16 protein-coding genes are annotated in these 15,943 nt (G+C 58.7%); 6 read left to right on the top strand and 10 right to left on the bottom strand.

Annotated elements, in window-relative coordinates; all coding sequences use genetic code 11:
• Positions 1 to 44: 44 nt before the first annotated feature.
• Positions 45 to 572, top strand: a complete 528-nt coding sequence (locus GFN93_RS08670; protein ID WP_153500597.1) for a glycine cleavage system protein R — start codon at positions 45 to 47, stop codon at positions 570 to 572.
• Between the two features lie 67 nt (positions 573 to 639).
• The gene (bcp, locus tag GFN93_RS08665; protein WP_153500595.1) at positions 640 to 1,116 is read left to right on the top strand and encodes a thioredoxin-dependent thiol peroxidase; all 477 of its coding nucleotides are present in this window, start codon (positions 640 to 642) and stop codon (positions 1,114 to 1,116) included.
• A gap of 48 nt (positions 1,117 to 1,164) precedes the next feature.
• Here bcp and GFN93_RS08660 read toward each other — a convergent pair whose 3' ends face one another.
• On the bottom strand, positions 1,165 to 2,256 hold the full coding sequence (locus GFN93_RS08660; protein ID WP_153500593.1) for an AI-2E family transporter: 1,092 nt from the start codon (positions 2,254 to 2,256) through the stop codon (positions 1,165 to 1,167).
• Positions 2,256 to 2,504, bottom strand: coding sequence for a sulfurtransferase TusA family protein (locus GFN93_RS08655; RefSeq protein ID WP_153500591.1), 249 nt, complete (start codon positions 2,502 to 2,504; stop codon positions 2,256 to 2,258). Before GFN93_RS08655 ends, GFN93_RS08660 begins: the two co-directional genes overlap by 1 nt.
• 73 nt (positions 2,505 to 2,577) lie before the next feature.
• On the opposite strand from GFN93_RS08655, the gene GFN93_RS08650 reads away from it, so the two are divergent.
• Positions 2,578 to 4,008 (top strand): M48 family metalloprotease, encoded by a 1,431-nt coding sequence (locus GFN93_RS08650; protein WP_235901750.1) that lies wholly within the window; start codon positions 2,578 to 2,580, stop codon positions 4,006 to 4,008.
• A gap of 190 nt (positions 4,009 to 4,198) precedes the next feature.
• Here the strand turns inward: GFN93_RS08650 and GFN93_RS08645 are convergent, their stop codons facing one another.
• From GFN93_RS08645 to GFN93_RS08630, 4 genes are all read right to left on the bottom strand, one after another.
• Entirely contained in the window at positions 4,199 to 4,669 is a 471-nt protein-coding gene (locus GFN93_RS08645) for a regulatory protein RecX (protein WP_153500589.1), read from the bottom strand.
• The gene (gene recA, locus GFN93_RS08640; protein ID WP_153500586.1) at positions 4,662 to 5,696 is read right to left on the bottom strand and encodes a recombinase RecA; all 1,035 of its coding nucleotides are present in this window, start codon (positions 5,694 to 5,696) and stop codon (positions 4,662 to 4,664) included. Before recA ends, GFN93_RS08645 begins: the two co-directional genes overlap by 8 nt.
• A gap of 176 nt (positions 5,697 to 5,872) precedes the next feature.
• Positions 5,873 to 6,361 (bottom strand): CinA family protein, encoded by a 489-nt coding sequence (locus GFN93_RS08635; protein WP_328594423.1) that lies wholly within the window; start codon positions 6,359 to 6,361, stop codon positions 5,873 to 5,875.
• A 90-nt stretch (positions 6,362 to 6,451) separates the two neighbouring features.
• Entirely contained in the window at positions 6,452 to 7,495 is a 1,044-nt protein-coding gene (locus tag GFN93_RS08630; RefSeq protein WP_153500582.1) for a helix-turn-helix domain-containing protein, read from the bottom strand.
• A 133-nt stretch (positions 7,496 to 7,628) separates the two neighbouring features.
• On the opposite strand from GFN93_RS08630, the gene GFN93_RS17555 reads away from it, so the two are divergent.
• The 3 genes from GFN93_RS17555 (at position 7,629) to GFN93_RS08615 (ending at position 11,296) form a co-directional block, all read left to right on the top strand.
• Positions 7,629 to 9,023, top strand: coding sequence for a fatty acid desaturase (locus tag GFN93_RS17555; RefSeq protein WP_153500580.1), 1,395 nt, complete (start codon positions 7,629 to 7,631; stop codon positions 9,021 to 9,023).
• 404 nt (positions 9,024 to 9,427) lie between these two features.
• Positions 9,428 to 9,817: a nucleoside diphosphate kinase regulator gene (rnk, locus tag GFN93_RS08620; RefSeq protein ID WP_153500578.1), complete on the top strand. Its 390-nt coding sequence runs from the start codon at positions 9,428 to 9,430 to the stop codon at positions 9,815 to 9,817.
• Between the two features lie 102 nt (positions 9,818 to 9,919).
• Complete coding sequence (locus tag GFN93_RS08615) at positions 9,920 to 11,296, top strand: class II fumarate hydratase (RefSeq protein ID WP_153500576.1); 1,377 nt, start codon at positions 9,920 to 9,922, stop codon at positions 11,294 to 11,296.
• Positions 11,297 to 11,333: 37 nt separating this feature from the next.
• Here the strand turns inward: GFN93_RS08615 and GFN93_RS08610 are convergent, their stop codons facing one another.
• From GFN93_RS08610 to GFN93_RS08595, 4 genes are all read right to left on the bottom strand, one after another.
• Positions 11,334 to 12,680, bottom strand: a complete 1,347-nt coding sequence (locus tag GFN93_RS08610; protein WP_153500574.1) for a WS/DGAT/MGAT family O-acyltransferase — start codon at positions 12,678 to 12,680, stop codon at positions 11,334 to 11,336.
• Between the two features lie 311 nt (positions 12,681 to 12,991).
• On the bottom strand, positions 12,992 to 13,453 hold the full coding sequence (locus tag GFN93_RS08605) for a hypothetical protein (protein WP_153500572.1): 462 nt from the start codon (positions 13,451 to 13,453) through the stop codon (positions 12,992 to 12,994).
• A 161-nt stretch (positions 13,454 to 13,614) separates the two neighbouring features.
• Positions 13,615 to 14,256 (bottom strand): TetR/AcrR family transcriptional regulator, encoded by a 642-nt coding sequence (locus tag GFN93_RS08600; RefSeq protein WP_153500571.1) that lies wholly within the window; start codon positions 14,254 to 14,256, stop codon positions 13,615 to 13,617.
• 57 nt (positions 14,257 to 14,313) lie between these two features.
• Positions 14,314 to 15,942: a long-chain fatty acid--CoA ligase gene (locus GFN93_RS08595; protein WP_153500569.1), complete on the bottom strand. Its 1,629-nt coding sequence runs from the start codon at positions 15,940 to 15,942 to the stop codon at positions 14,314 to 14,316.
• Position 15,943 lies beyond the last annotated feature (1 nt).

Below are 15,943 nucleotides of genomic sequence, written 5' to 3'. Positions count from 1 at the left end.
GCCTCGCCGGGGCCAAACAGAAAGCAGATGTCAGGGAGCGTCATATGGACCAGCTAATCGTCATTTCAGCCTTGGGGTCTGACCGCCCCGGCATTGTGGAGTCCCTGTCCCGCGCGGTACTGGAGCGCGAGGGCAACATTCTCGATTCACGCATGACCGTTCTGGGCGGCGAGTTTGCCGTCCTCATGCTGGTGGCCGGGAGCGAAGCCACCCTGGAAAAGCTGGAAGCAGACCAGAGCAGCCTCAGCCAACAGCTGGACCTGCTTATCACCCTCAAGCGCACCCAGCGTCGCGATCAACGCCCCGCCTCCCTGCCCTACGAAGTGGAAGTGGTGGCCATGGACAACCCCGGCATCGTCCATGAAATTGCCAACTTCTTTTCTTCGCGCAGCATCAATATCGACGATTTACACACCGGCACCTATGCAGCTCCGCATACCGGCACGCCCATGTTCAGCCTTCACCTGGTGCTGAGCATGAATGCCGAACAATCCGTGGCTCAGCTACGTGACGCCTTTCTGGACTTCTGCGAGGCACGTAACCTGGATGCCACCATGAGCCCGAAGCGTTAGAGGACGCATCACGCAACCCGCTTCAGGCAACATGCACCAACATCAACACGAAGAGCATTGAACCGACATGGCACACCCCAAAATTGGCAATCTGGCCCCCAACTTCAAACTGCAGGATCAGGACGGCAACACCGTTGAACTGAAACAGTTCAAGGGCAAGAACCCGGTGGTGCTGTTCTTCTACCCCAAGGCCATGACACCCGGCTGCACGGTGCAGGCCTGTGGTATCCGGGATACCAAAGCCGAGCTGGAAAAGCGTGGCGTAGTAGTCTTCGGCATTAGCCCGGACCCGGTAGCCCGCCTGCCCAAATTCATCGAAAAACAGGGTCTGAACTTCAGCCTGCTGTCCGATGAAGATCATGCCGTTGCCGACAAATACGGCTGTTGGGGCATGAAGAAATTCATGGGCAAGGAGTTCATGGGCCTGATCCGCACCTCTTTCATCATCGGCAAGGATGGCAAGCTGCTGAAAGTGATGGACAAGTTCAAGACCAAAACTCACCACGAAGACTTGCTCGCCGAACTGGACGAGCTGGGGATCTAGGCTCGTTGGCCACACGCAGGAAGGGGCGCAGATGCGCCCCTTTTTTGATCATGGTTCTACGGACTCTTCCGAAACCTCAACTGAATAATCTCCCTGTCCGGGCCAGGCGTTGATCACCGCCTTGATCAGGGTGGCCAGCGGGATGGCGAAAAAAACGCCCCACAACCCCCACAGACCGCCAAACAGCAGAATCGCCGTAATGATGGCTACCGGATGCAGGTTCACCGCCTCGGAGAACAGCAACGGCACCAGAATATTGCCGTCAATAAACTGGATCACCCCGTAAACCACCATCACCAGAGCAAAATCACCGCTCCAGCCAAACTGGACATAGGCCACTGCCGCCACCGGCAACGTCACCACGGTGGCACCGATATAGGGAACCACCACCGAGAGCCCGACCAACACACTGAGCAATACCGCGTAATTCAACCCGAACAGCATGAACGCCACAAAGGTCACACTGCCAACCAGCACGATCTCGGCGGCCTTGCCGCGCACATAGTTGGCAATCTGGCCGTCCATTTCCTGCCAGACGTGTGACAGTACCCGGCGACGATCCGGCAAGAAGCGCATCAGCCAGCCCACGATGGCATCCTTGTCCTTGAGGAAAAAGAACACCAGGAGCGGTAACAGCACCAGGAATACCATCACTTCAACCAGGCTGGGTATCGATGACAGCGACAAGGTCAGCACCCCCTGCCCGACAACAGCCACTTCCCTCTGGATCACCGCCACAATGGAATCGACTTGCTCGATGGAAACGATTTCCGGATAACGGCTGGGAAGCTCCCGCAGCCAGGCTTCACCGCTTTTCAGGAAATAAGGCAGCTGGTCGCGTACTAGCAGCACAGTCTGCCGCCAGACCATGGGCAACAGCACCACCAGGGTCGCAATCAGAACCCCCAGAAACAGGGTAAACACAGACCCCACCGCCAGCATTCTGCCCATGCCACGACGCTCCAGCGCAGCCACCAGCCCCTGCATCAGATAGGCAATCACCATCGCCGCCAGTACCGGCGCCAACATACCGCCCAGAAAGGCGATGACCAGGCCCACAGTCAGCAGTACCACCAACAGGTAGACCGCCTCCTCGTCAGAGAAGTACTGGTCCATCCAGTGCCTCAGAATACGTACCATCAGCTCTCCCTTTCTCCGCGGCGAATCAGAAAGCACCATCGCCCGGGTTGTTCGTCACAACGAACCAGTTGGTGGCAAGACTGTCTCAAATAGGCAGGGATATCCTGCGCCGACGAGGCATCCGTCGCGATCACCTCAAGAACCTGGCCAGGATTAAGGTGTCTGAGAGCCTGACGGGTCTTGAGTAGCGGCATCGGACATTGCAGGTCAGAAGCATCTATTTGAAGATCGATTAATGGGTCAGTCATGCACAGGGTTTCATTGATTGTCTGCCTGACGGCATTATAGTCACATGCCCGCCCATTCGACATGGAGTACTGATTGAAGTTGCTACCTCGCGCATTACTTTTGCTTTGCTGTCTGGCCGGCAATCCGGTCAGTGCCAATGACGATCTGCCCGTGCTTGGCGATCCCACCTCGGCACTGATGTCTGCGGATCAGGAATACCGGCTGGGTCGGGCATGGCTGCGGCAGCTGCGTGGGCAGACCTCGATCATGTCCGACCCCTTAATTCAGGAATATGTGGAAAGCCTGGTCTATAAGCTCGCCTCATTCAGCGACTTGAAAGAGCCAGAACTGGATATCGTGGTCATTAACAGCCGCGAGATCAACGCGTTTGCCGTTCCGGGCGGGGTCATTGGCCTCAATGCGGGCCTGTTCCTCAATGCGGAGGATGAATCCGAGGTGGGCGGCGTAGTAGCCCACGAAATCGCTCACGTCAGCCAGCGGCATTTCGCCCGTCGCTACCTGGACGCAAAAAAGGTCAACACCGCTGTGCTGGCTGCCATGCTCGCGAGCCTTGCGGTTGCCATTGCCGGTGAGGGAGAAGCGGGTATGGCGGGCATGGCCGCCACCCAGGCCGGCGCCATCCAGGCTCAGCTGGCCTACTCACGCCAGAACGAGCGCGAAGCCGATCGGGTGGGTATGCAGACCCTGGCCTCGGCAGGTATGGACCCGGACGCCATGCCACGATTCTTCGAGCGTATGCTCAATGAGCAGCAGTTCGCAGGCGATCCTCTGGAATTTCTGCTTACTCACCCCGTCACCGAAAGCCGGATCGCAGACAGTCGGGCCCGGGCCCGGAACCTGCCCTCGCCTCCCATGAGTATTTCGCCACACTACCTGCTGGTTCAGGCCAGGCTTCGGGCTGCCTTTATCCAGGGAGATGACCAGGCCATCGCCTACTTCGAACGCTACCGCAATGAACGCAGCGCACTGGCCCTGCAGGCCGCACGCTATGGCCTTGCACTTAGCCATCTGCGCGCCAATCAATACGATCTGGCCCGGTCACTGATGGAACAACTGGCTGACCAGTATCCGGATGAGCTGTGGTTTCGACTCGGTCTGGTCGAGGTGGCAGTGGATGAGGAGAACTACCCCCGCGCCATTGAAGAGGCTAAACGGGTGCTCAAAGTATCACCGGATGACTACGCTGCCTCCATCCTGCTCAGCAAGGCCTACTTGCGCAGCAAACAGCCGGCCATGGCTCTACCGGTGCTCTCCCCCCTCCTCAACAAACGCCCTTCAGATCCCCATATCTGGGATCTGGTCGCGGATGCCTACGGTAACAGCGGTGACCGGGTAAGAGCCCTGCATGCCCGGGCAGAAACCCATTTCCTGCGCGGCAACAGCGGCAAGGCGCTGCAGCAGATGGAATATGCGTTGAAAGGTGCCGAAGATGACTTCGCGCTTTACAGCAAACTCAGCGGACGCATGAAGGACATGCAGCGGTTGTCAGAGGAAGAGTTCTGATTAGTTAACGCAGTATGCAGAAAGCCAGACGCCCGACGCAGAAACCACACACCTTGCCCCCGGCGCCTGTTACCTCGAGTATGGAAAAAGACTCTACCAAGGCGGCAACAGCACAGTACTTGCCGAGGGGCCTCCCCTGCCTTACTTCGGTGACACTGGTGTCAAACCTGCTTTTGGAAAGAGGAATTGGCTACTCCTCTTCGGGGATATCCAGCGCCGCGAAACTCTGTTCGGCATCGAAACCACGGCTTTGCAGAAAACGTAACTGTCGGGCTTTTTCTTTCTGGTCCTGAGGCAGGGAGCGGAAGCGACGGGCACGGGTTTCTCGCGCCAGCGCAAACCAGTCCACGCCATCATCATCTCCGGCTTCACTGATCGCCCGTTCAATCAGCTCGCGATCCACGCCTTTGAGCTGCATCTCCTGGCGGATACGCAGCGGCCCATGGCCGCGCTCAATGCGTGAGCGCACAAAAAAACCGGCAAAGCGCCGGTCATCGATGAAGCCATGTTCTTCGCACCACTCGATCACGGCCGCCAGTGCAGGGTGATCACCCACTTTACTGCGCAGCTTGGTTTCCAGTTCGCGACGGGCGTGATCCCGGCGCGCCAACAGGCTGACAGCCCGCTGACGCAGCTCGGATTCACTCAGCGGTTCACTCATCGCCCGCCGACACTTCCTCTTCCAGCGGTGCTTCCGCATTCGGGTCCGGCAACAGGCGAGCACGGATCTCCGTCTCGATTTCCTCGGCGATGGCCGGATTTTCACGCAGGTAGTCGCAGGCGTTCTGCTTGCCCTGGCCGATCTTGTCGCCCTTGTAGGCGTACCACGCGCCAGATTTATCCACCAGTCCCTGCTGTACACCCAGATCCAGCACTTCACCCAGCTGATTGATGCCCTGGCCGTACAGAATCTGGAACTCGGCCTGACGGAAAGGCGGAGATACCTTGTTCTTGACGACCTTGACCCGGGTTTCGTTCCCGGTCACTTCGTCACCCTGCTTGACCGCACCGATACGACGGATATCCAGGCGAACGGAAGAGTAGAATTTCAGCGCATTACCACCGGTGGTGGTTTCCGGGTTACCGAACATCACACCAATCTTCATACGAATCTGGTTAATGAACACCACCAGCGTATTGGCGTTTTTCACGTTACCGGTAATCTTGCGCAGCGCCTGGCTCATCAGACGGGCCTGCAGACCCACGTGTGCGTCACCCATTTCGCCTTCGATTTCGGCTTTCGGCACCAGGGCGGCCACAGAGTCAACAATCACCACGTCGACAGCTCCGGAACGTACCAGCATGTCGGTGATTTCCAGTGCCTGTTCACCCGTGTCTGGCTGGGAAACAATCAGATCATCCACATTCACGCCCAGCTTCTCGGCGTAGTCCGGGTCCAGCGCGTGCTCTGCATCCACGAACGCACAGGTGGCGCCTTTTTTCTGCGCCTGGGCAATCACGCTCAGGGTGAGGGTGGTTTTACCAGAAGATTCCGGGCCGTAGATTTCCACGATACGGCCTTTCGGCAGGCCGCCAATGCCCAGTGCGATATCCAGCCCCAGGGAACCGGTGGAAATGGATGGCATGCGCTCGCGCTTGCGATCGCCCATACGCATCACGGAACCTTTACCAAACTGACGTTCAATCTGGGACAGTGCGGCGGACAACGCCTTGGATTTATCGCTCATGGTGACCCCTCTCCTTTATCGGCGTGACAGTCATTGCATCGCCGGTATCTGTGTCGTCAAACTGGCCTTTCAGTCAGCACTGACAATATGGACAGTATTATGAACAGGAATTCCTGTCCTTTGCAACCCTGTTTGTCTTATCGGCGGTTTATTCAGAAACGCTCGGGTGATTGTGACTACTGCAGGCGGTCATTCAAGCCCTGCAGCGCCGCCAGGATGGTCTGCTGACGAACGGCATGGCGGTCGCCCTCAAACAGGAAGCACTGCGCCTCGGCGTAGCCCAGTTTCTGCCCCCAGGCAATCCACACCGTCCCGACCGGCTTGTCCGGGGTGCCGCCATCCGGGCCGGCGATGCCCGTCACCGCCACACTCACGTGCCCCCGAGAGTGCGCCACTGCACCACGGGCCATCTCCAGTGCGGTTTCTTCGCTCACCGCTCCGTGGGCTTCCAGTGTGGCGACGTTGACCCCCAGCAGCTCCTGCTTGGCCTCGTTGGAATAGGATACAAAGCCCCGCTCAAACCAGCGTGAGGAACCGGGAATTTCCGTCAGCACCTGAGCAATGCCGCCGCCAGTGCAGGACTCGGCGGTGACCGCCATCAGTTTCTGCTTGATCAGGCTGTCCGCCAATTGCTCAGCCGCCTGTTGAATTGCGTCCTGTTCCACTCTTACTGTCCTGTCAGGTTGGTTCCGCCTGCCGAGCAGGCCATGATGCTCCGTATGTTACCGGGCAACGAACTGGCGAACATCACCCGTTCAACGTGTTTTGGCATCCTGTTGCCCCGACAGCCATTGCGACGGCGCGCAACCGGCCTCGCGACGAAAGGCACGCGTAAAGTTGGCGCTATCCCGATAGCCCAGTTCCAGCGCGATCTCCAGCATGCTCAGCTGCCCGCTGCGTACCAGATCGCAGGCTCGCTGAAAACGGATCTGGCGGGACAGCTCACGAAAGCTTGCCCCCTCCTCTTGCAAACGCCGATCCAGCGTACGCGGCGCGATGTTGAGCAGCGCCGCCAGTTCTTCGCGGGAGGTAATGACATCCCGAGAGTAGGTCAGCATGGCCGTCACCCATTCCACCAACCGCCCCTGTTTCAGGGTCTGCTGGGCCAGTTCGCTACACTGGCGCTCTGCCAGCTTCAGGGCCCCAGGGTCGGCCATGGCCAGCTCCCGGCTCACCAACCCTCTGGGGTACAGAATCCGGAAGCCCGGACGAATCGGCCAGCCAAAATGCCAGCGTGCCGGTTTCAGCCCGGCGTAACGCTCCAGATGCCGGGGCGTACCACAGGAGAGGTAGAGATCATAAGTCGGCATGTTGCCCTGCAGCAGGGAGAGAATTTCCCAGTGCCAGGCAACTGCGATTGCCTCGATGTGAAACTGCAGACAGAGCGGCGACTGGCCCGCGGCCACCGTCAGCAACACCTCATCATGCTCATCGCCACGACGGTACTGCAGGCGGAAGGTGGGCATGATGATGCGGAAGTAGCGCGCCAACAGCTGGAATACATAGTCCAGGTCCGGGCTGCTCAACATGGCGTAACCCAGCATGCCATGGGAGCTGAGCTTCAGACTGCGCCCCAGCTCAAAAGCCCAGGGGATATCGGGTGCAATGCGGTAAACCTCCGCAATCAGTGCCTCCACCTGCGGCAAGGTCAGGCGCCCTTCCGGATCGTCCAGCGTCTCTTGCGCCATCCCTGCCTGACCGAACACAGCAGCGCCATCCAGACCATGGCCACTCAACAATTCACCAAGGCGCGCGTAGTAACGCGCGGGAATAAAGGGAAGACCACCAGCAGACGCCATGTCGCACCTATGAAGAACACTGTCAATAAATGCCAATAGGTTGGCAATAAATGACAAGCCTGGCAAGCCCGGCTCTGGGAATCTGCATTCACCCAATTATTCCCGACAACGGTGACTTGCGAGGTAAACAACAATGACAACGCCAAACGTGACCGCTCCCTGGTCTGACCGGAAATACCTGCTCTGGCTGGCCAGTCCGTTTCTGCCCCTGCTCGGCTTCCTTACCCTGCTGGCAGCCTACCTGCTGGAACAGCCCGCCCTGTTCTGGCTGATGCCGGCATTTTTCTACGGGGTATTGCCCCTGATGGATTGGTTGATCGGCACCGATATCAATAACCCTCCGGAAAGTGCCGTGGCGGCACTGGAAGCCAACCGCTATTACCGCGCCATCGTCTATGCCTACATCCCGGCCCAATACGCCACCACCATCATGGCGGTGTGGCTCGCCACCAGCACGGACATCAGCCTGGCCAGTATGGTCGCGTTGCTGATCACCGCAGGACTGATCAACGGCGTGGCCATCAACACTGCCCATGAGCTGGGCCACAAACGCGCCGATCTGGAAAAATGGCTAGCCAAGGTTGCCCTCGCACCTGTGGCTTACGGGCATTTCTTTGTGGAGCACAACCGGGGCCACCACAAAAACGTGGCCACTCCCCGTGATCCGGCCAGCTCCCGCATGGGCGAAACCTTCTATGCGTTTCTGCCGCGCACCATGATTGGCAGCCTGCGTTCCGCCTGGGAACTGGAAGCAGAGCGACTGGAGCGACAGGGAAAATCCGTCTGGTCTTTTGATAACGAAAACCTGCGCGCCTGGTCCATGACCGTGGTGCTGTTCGGTGCTCTGACTCTGTGGCTTGGTACCGGTGCCCTTGCCTTCCTGCTGATTCAGGCGTTCTTCGGTGCCGCCCTGCTGGAAGTAGTGAACTATCTGGAGCACTACGGTCTGCTGCGCCAGTGGGATGAGCGCACCGGGCGCTATGAGCGCTGCGCGCCCAGCCACTCCTGGAACAGCAACAACATCGTTACTAATCTGCTGCTGTATCAGCTGCAACGTCACTCAGATCATCACGCCAATCCGACCCGACGCTTTCAGTCACTGCGCCACTTTGACGAGTCGCCGCAGCTGCCTTCCGGTTATGCGTCCATGATGATTCTGGCGTACTTCCCGCCGCTCTGGTTCAAGGTCATGAACCCTCGGGTTGCCCGCCACTACGGAGGAGATGTGACCAAGGCACACCTGTACGGCCCGAAACGAGAGCGACTGATAAAAAAATGGCAGACCGCGCCCACCCCTTGCCCGGAAACCGTGGTCCCGGCGACGCCATCACAACAAGAACAACGCTCCCCCAACCTTGTGGCCGCCAGCCGCCATCGCTGCAGCAACTGTGGTTATGTCTATGACGAGCATGAAGGGAACCCAAACGAGGGCTTCGTTCCCGGCACAGGCTGGAACGCAATTCCGGACAACTGGTCCTGCCCGGAGTGCGCAGTAAGAGACAAAAGCGATTTTGTTCCCGTTACTTGATCAACGGGTGATAGCAAAAGAGCCCGTCACGGGCTCTTTTGCGTTGCGACACCCTTGGGAATGCGTCAGACGAACATAGATACGCAATGACTTTTCTGGCCTGGCAAACAAGTAACAAGCGGACTGAACATCCCGTTGATACTCTGAAAATGAGTCCAGCATCATGCCCCCCCCCTTCAAACTGAGCCATCTGGACAACGGCTACCTTTCTGCTACGCTCGCTCCATGGCTATTGAATTTGCTCCCGCATTGGTGAGCCTCCGCCCCTCATTTCAAACAACCGCCCTCCCCAAGGGCATGGTTGCGAGCACCCCTGCCTTTCTCTCCTGACGCCGAACGTCCGTGCTTTACCGGGGGTTCGGCGCCTCCAGCACCTCGACGTCTGAATTTCAAAGGAGAGCAAAATGGCCAAGTTACCCTCAATCACGGTCACCACCCTGGACCGTGCCCGTCTCTATGCCCTGCTGGACCGCCAGCAGGAAGACAGCGATGAAGTCGATCATCTTTATGCCGAGCTGGAACGTGCTCATATCGTCGCGCCGGACGAATTACCGCAAGGCACCGTTTGCCTGGGCAGCCGTGTGCGCTTCTGTGAAACGGCCACGGGCAAGATCCACCAGCGGGTGCTGGCCCTGCCCGGTGACATGGCACTGTACCCGGATGCCATCTCCATTCTGAGCCCTGCCGGTGCAGCGCTACTCGGCCTGAGTGTGGGGGATACTATCGACTGGCCCTACCGTAATCGCACCTTGCACCTGCAGCTGCTCGACGTCTTGCCCGCCGAACAGCAGTAATCCTTCCTCGCCGCCGGGAATCCTGTGAGTCCTGATTCCCGGCAAGCACCCTTAAAAGCCAGCTGATACACTCGAAGAAAGCTCGCCGACAGGGACAGGATCATGACTCGCTTTCGTATCGAAAAAGACAGCATGGGCGAACTCAACGTGCCAGCGCAGGCGCTCTATGGCGCCCAGACCCAAAGGGCCATTGATAACTTCCCGATCAGTGGCCAACCTCTTCCTGCCGCTTTTATCCGCGCCCTGCTGCTGGCCAAGCGCGCAGCCGCCAGCGCCAACAGCGAACTGGAGGCGATCCCGACAGAAATGGGCCAAGCCATCTGCCATTGCGTGGATGAGCTGCTGCAGGGCGACTTCATGCAACACTTCCCGGTGGATGTGTTTCAGACCGGTTCCGGCACCAGTTCCAACATGAATGCCAATGAGGTGCTGGCCACTCTGGCCAGCCGCCGCTACGGCAAGGCAGTAAGTCCCAACGATCACATCAACTATGGCCAGAGCAGCAACGATGTGATCCCCTCCTCCATCCATATCAGTGCCGCCATGGCCCTGACAGAAGAGTTACTTCCTGCGCTCCACCATCTTGTTGCGGTGACTCGTCAAAAAGCAGAGGCAGTGCACCCGTATGTGAAAACCGGCCGCACCCACCTGATGGACGCCATGCCCGTGCGCATGAGTCAGACACTCACGGCCTGGGCCGATCAGATCGAGCGCAACATCCATCACCTCAGACAGCTACAACCCTCAATACAGAGTCTGGCCCAGGGCGGCACCGCCGTTGGCACCGGCATCAATGCCCACCCGGATTTTGCTGCTACCTTCAGCAAGGCACTGAGTGCCCATACCGGCATCACTTTCACCCCGGCCGCCAATTTCTTCACCCATATCGGCTCCCAGGACATTGCCGTGGCTCTGTCCGGCCAGTTGAAAACCACAGCCGTGTCGATCATGAAAATCGCCAACGATCTGCGCTGGATGAACTCGGGCCCATTGGCGGGGCTGGGAGAAATCGAACTGGAGGCACTGCAACCAGGCTCATCGATCATGCCCGGCAAGGTCAACCCGGTGATTCCGGAGGCGGCAGCCATGGTGGCAGCCCAGGTGATCGGCAACGACACCACGCTGACGGTGGCCGGACAATCGGGAAATTTTGAACTGAACGTGATGCTGCCGCTGGTGGCAAAAAACCTGCTGGAAAGCCTCAACCTGCTCAGTAATGTCAGCCGCTTGCTGGCCGACAAGGCCATCGCCACTTTCACGGTCAGGGAAGACAAGCTCAACGAAGCCCTGGCGCGTAACCCGATCCTTGTCACCGCGCTAAACCCCATCATCGGTTATCTCAAGGCCGCCGAAATCGCCAAGCTCGCTTACAAGGAGAACCGTCCCATCATCGACGTGGCGGTGGAGCATACGGACCTCAGCCGGGAAGAACTGTCTCGCCTGCTGGACCCCGCTACGCTAACAGAAGGGGGGCATTAAGCCCCCCTTCTGTTAACAACCTGATTCGCGACCCGCATTACTCCAGTTCGCTGAGCGACTCCTCGAAGTAGTCCAGGAAGCGCTGGATATGCGGCAGGGTGTCGCGGCAACCGATGACCCCGAACTCCAGGCTGTCCTTGTAGCTGACCACGGTGATATTGAGCGCATAACCGTGCAGCACCAGCGACACCGGGTAGGTCGCCTGCATCTCGGCACCGTTCAGATACAGTGTCTCTTTCGGCCCCGGCACATTGGAAATCACCAGATTGAACATGGGGCTGACTCGCCCGGACAAACCCGTAATCTGGCCCAGCGACAACGGCACATTGGTCAGCAGGGTATAGACGTCGATCTCGGCCTTTTGCATGTCGCCAAGGCGACCTTTCACCGATTTCATGGAATCCTGAATCGCAGCAAGACGCGCTTCCGGCGTGTCCAGATGGGTGCCCAGACTGACCTGCACGGTGGTGATGGCATTACCGCCCTCGCTGGCCTGATCAGCACTGCGAAGTGCCACCGGCACCTGCGCCACCAGCGCCTCATCCGGCAGACTATCCAGGGACAGCAAATAACGACGCAGGGCGCCACCACACATGGCCAGGAAGATATCGTTCACTGTGCCGTTGTGCTTCTTTGCCGCCGCCTTGATGCGCGGCAGCGACCAGGACTGGGCGGCAAACCGGCGAGCGCCGGTAACACGACGGTTAAGCTGGGTTTTGGGCGCCCGGTAAATGGTTTTCACGTTGCCATCCTTGGGCTGACGCAGCAGGTCCACCAGCTGCCCCGTGCCTTTGGACACATTGCTGAAGCCCTGCCGCACTGACGCCTTCACCTTTTCCCCGGGAGAGCGTTTGGGCTTGTTGGCATCCCACTCACCGGACCAGGGCGCCGGAATACCTTCATCCGCACTTTTTGCCATGCGTGACTGCATCAGGTGCATGCCCGCCATGCCGTCCACCATGGAGTGGTGCATCTTGGTGTAGAGCGCAAACCGGTTCCCCTCGATGCCCTCAATCAGGTAGCACTCCCACAGGGGACGGCTGGGATCGAGGCGCTGGGCATGCAGGCGCGACACCAGTGCCAGCAGTTCACGCACCCGGCCCGGACGCGGCAAGGCCGAATGGCGCACGTGGTAATCAATATCGAAATTCTCGTCCTCCACCCAGGCCGCATCCATACGCAAAGGCAAATGGGACTGGATCTTCTGACTGAACGGACGACAGATTCCATCCACCTTCACCAGGTAGCGATACATGCTTTCCATGTAGTCCGCCGGTGCATCCTCGGGAATGGTGAACAATGCCAGCCCCCCCACGTGCATGGGGGTCTCCCGGGTTTCCATCATCAGCCAGCCGGAATCCATAATGGAAAGTTTGCGCGCCATAATTTGCTCCCAGAGCGTTATTCTTGGTGGTCCGGTATCCACAACGCCACCCTCATGACCGGGATACCAAACCCTTTATTGTCCAGATTCCAGCCTCATACTCATTGCCAGAATCGTTGCTTTTGGTTATCGAAAGATACAACAGCATCTCCACCGTTTATACCGTGGGGAAAGCCGGGGGTATTGCGGGGTCGGTTACAGGGGAGCCTTGGATAGCGGATTCAGCACAGGCAGTAGTGCACCGGCTCCTTGACGGAGCAGCCACGTGCCGGTGGAACCGCGCAACACCCAGGAATAACGGCGAGCGTCGATCAAAGATCGCTCATTCGCCCCACATCGCGAGCCATGCGCATGGCCTCGTGGCGTTCAAGATCGGTCATGCTACCCAACAGTTCGCTGACCGCAGGCGTCGGCGCCTTGTCAGCAAGGTACTGGTAGAGGGCGATCAGATGCTCATGCAGATCCAGTACCCGCGTCACTACCACATCGGCGTCGTCGCTCTCAAAGCTTTGCGGGTTAGTCAGGTGCTGCAGCGAAGGTGACGTATTCAGGTAATCCGTTAACCAGGTATTCAGCGCCGCCTGGCTCGCGTCTTTCTCGGCCTTCTCAATGACCCACTCCAGCTTCTGCTCATGGTCACTCAGATAGGCCAGTAACATTCTTACTCTTTCCTGCCCTTCCACGGTGAAGCGGGTGTCCAGATCCCTGGCCAACTGATGGTGCACTTTGCGGGTCAGCTCCATCACATCGAAAACCGTTTCCACGCTCATCATGCCTCTCCCTATGCTGATTGAACGATCTTTCAGGCCCCTGTTGCAGACAGCCTGAAACCTGCAGCCACCCACCGCAGGCACACTCACAGTATGCACCTAACCTGACAGAAAAACCTGACCTGAATCAGGGAAAGCACCTGCCCTCCCATGATCCGGCACCTCTACAAAATGCGGTCCAGAACCTGGCGTAATTCTGTCGCGATTGCCTGCTGGGGCCGTTGTCCCGTCAGCAATTGCTGCTGCATCAGGAACTGGAAGGCTCCGTCCATAGCCGCATACAGCAAAGGAGAAAAGGCACTGGCGTCATGCCCTGCCTGCACCCAGGCCTGTGCCAATACCTGAATCAGCCCTTGCTCGATGTCGTTGACGGTTTCCCGAAAGGAAGGATCGAACAACGCCTGGTTGCGGATGTCGTACCACAGCCGGTGGGTTGGACCATCCCTGAAGATTGAGGCGGCCAACGCATCGGACAAACGCATGATCACCGCATCCCTGCCCTCGCTGCCCTCCAGCGCCTTTTCGAGATAGGCCATGAAGTCAGCCTTGTAGGCCGACACGCAATAGGCAATGAGTTCTGCCTTGTCTTCGAAATAATAATGGAGCATGCCCAGGGACAGACCCGCCCTGGCGGCAATGTCGCGCAGGCTGGTATTGGCGAAACCCAGTTCGTGTAACGCCTGCAGGGCGCTATCCGCAATCAGGCTCTTCTTCTCATTGCGTTTCTGCGCGTTGCGCTGAGCCCGTTGTTGGAGTTTTTCCGGCATGGAATCCATGGCTTCGTCCTGCTTTCCATACTGAATCACGAACGGTCGCGGGGCGTTCGCCCCACGTCCGTTCACAGCCTGTTTCAGGAAAAACCCTCAACCTTCAGCGGTCATCAGAATCTCTCCGAAACGTTCGCGGAGCTGATTCTTCATGACCTTGCCAGTGGCGCCCAGCGGCAGATCTTCAACAAAGATCACCTTATCCGGCACCTGCCAGCTGGCCACCTTGCCATCATAAAACGCCAGCAAGGCGTCTTCGGACACATCGGCTTCGCCGTTCTTCACCGCGATCAACACCGGGCGCTCATCCCACTTGGGATGACGGGCTGCAATGGCCGCCGCATTGGCAATACCGGGATGGGCAATGGCGATGTTTTCCAGTTCTACCGTGGAAATCCACTCCCCACCGGACTTGATAATGTCCTTGGAGCGGTCGCGAATAATCATGTAGCCATCCGCATCCAGCGTGGCCACGTCACCGGTGTCGAACCAGCCATCGGCAGTAAGCGCCGATTCGTTCTTGCCGAAATAGCTTTCCACAATCCAGTGGCCGCGAATCTGCAAGTCGCCCTGGGTTTCGCCGTCACGGGGCAGTTCGTTGCCGGCTTCATCCACAATTCTCAGCGACACACCATAGGGCGGACGACCCTGCCCCTGACGCAGCAGAGCCTGCTCTTCTGCGCTGAGGTGATCATGCTTCTGCAACAACTGGTTCATGGTGCCCAGCGGCGAGGTTTCAGTCATGCCCCAGGCATGAATCAGTTCCACGCCATACTTGTCGCGGAACTGGTTGATCATGGACGGCGGCAGCGCCGAGCCCCCAACCACTGTGCGTATGAGGCTTTCCGGTTTCTTGCCGGTACGGGCCATGGCTTCCAGCAGTCCCATCCAGATGGTGGGCACACCCAGCGCCAGGGTCACTGATTGGGCGTTCAGCAGGTTCACCAGGCTCTCGCCGTCCAGGTGCGGTCCAGGCAGCACCAGTTTGGCACCAACCGCCGCCGTCACATAAGGCACGCCCCAGGCATTCACATGGAACATGGGCACCACCGGGAGCACCGTGTCGCGCGCGGAAATAGCCAGGCCATCGGGCTGGTTGCCGCCAAGAGAGTGCAGAACCGTGGAGCGATGGGTGTACTGGACGCCCTTGGGGTTTCCGGTGGTGCCGGAGGTGTAACACAGCGCAGCCGGGCTGCGTTCATCAATCTCCGGCCACTGTGCCAGCGGCTCGACTTCCTCCAACAGCTCGTCGTAGAACTTGAGGCCGTCGAGCGTGGCTTCCGCCTCAGCATCGCGGGCGCCCATCAGCACGAAATGACGCACACTCTTCAGCTTGGGCTTCAGGGCAGCCACGGCGGGCAGGAAGGTACGGTCAAAGAACAGCACCTGATCATCCGCATCTTCCACGATGAAGATCAGCTGTTCCGGCGGCAGACGAGGGTTAATGGTATGAGTGATGCGACCGCTGGAGGCAACGCCATAATAGATTTCCAGATGACGGCGGTTATTCCATGCGATGGTGGCGCAACGACTACCCGCTGGCACGCCCATCTTGTCCAGTGCCGCAGCCAGACGACGGGCGTTATGAGCCACTTGCCCCCAGGTGAGGTTTTCCACCTCGCCACTCACCTCCACCGACACCACCTCGGTACCGGCGTGATAGTTCATGGCGTGATCCAGCAGTGAACCCACCGTCAGCGACTCATACATCATGGTGCCATTCATA

The sequence above is a fragment of the Alcanivorax sediminis genome (genome assembly GCF_009601165.1).
GTDB lineage: Bacteria > Pseudomonadota > Gammaproteobacteria > Pseudomonadales > Alcanivoracaceae > Alcanivorax > Alcanivorax sediminis.
Note: the sequence above shows the minus strand (reverse complement) of the source record. Positions and strands in the feature narration are given on the sequence as shown.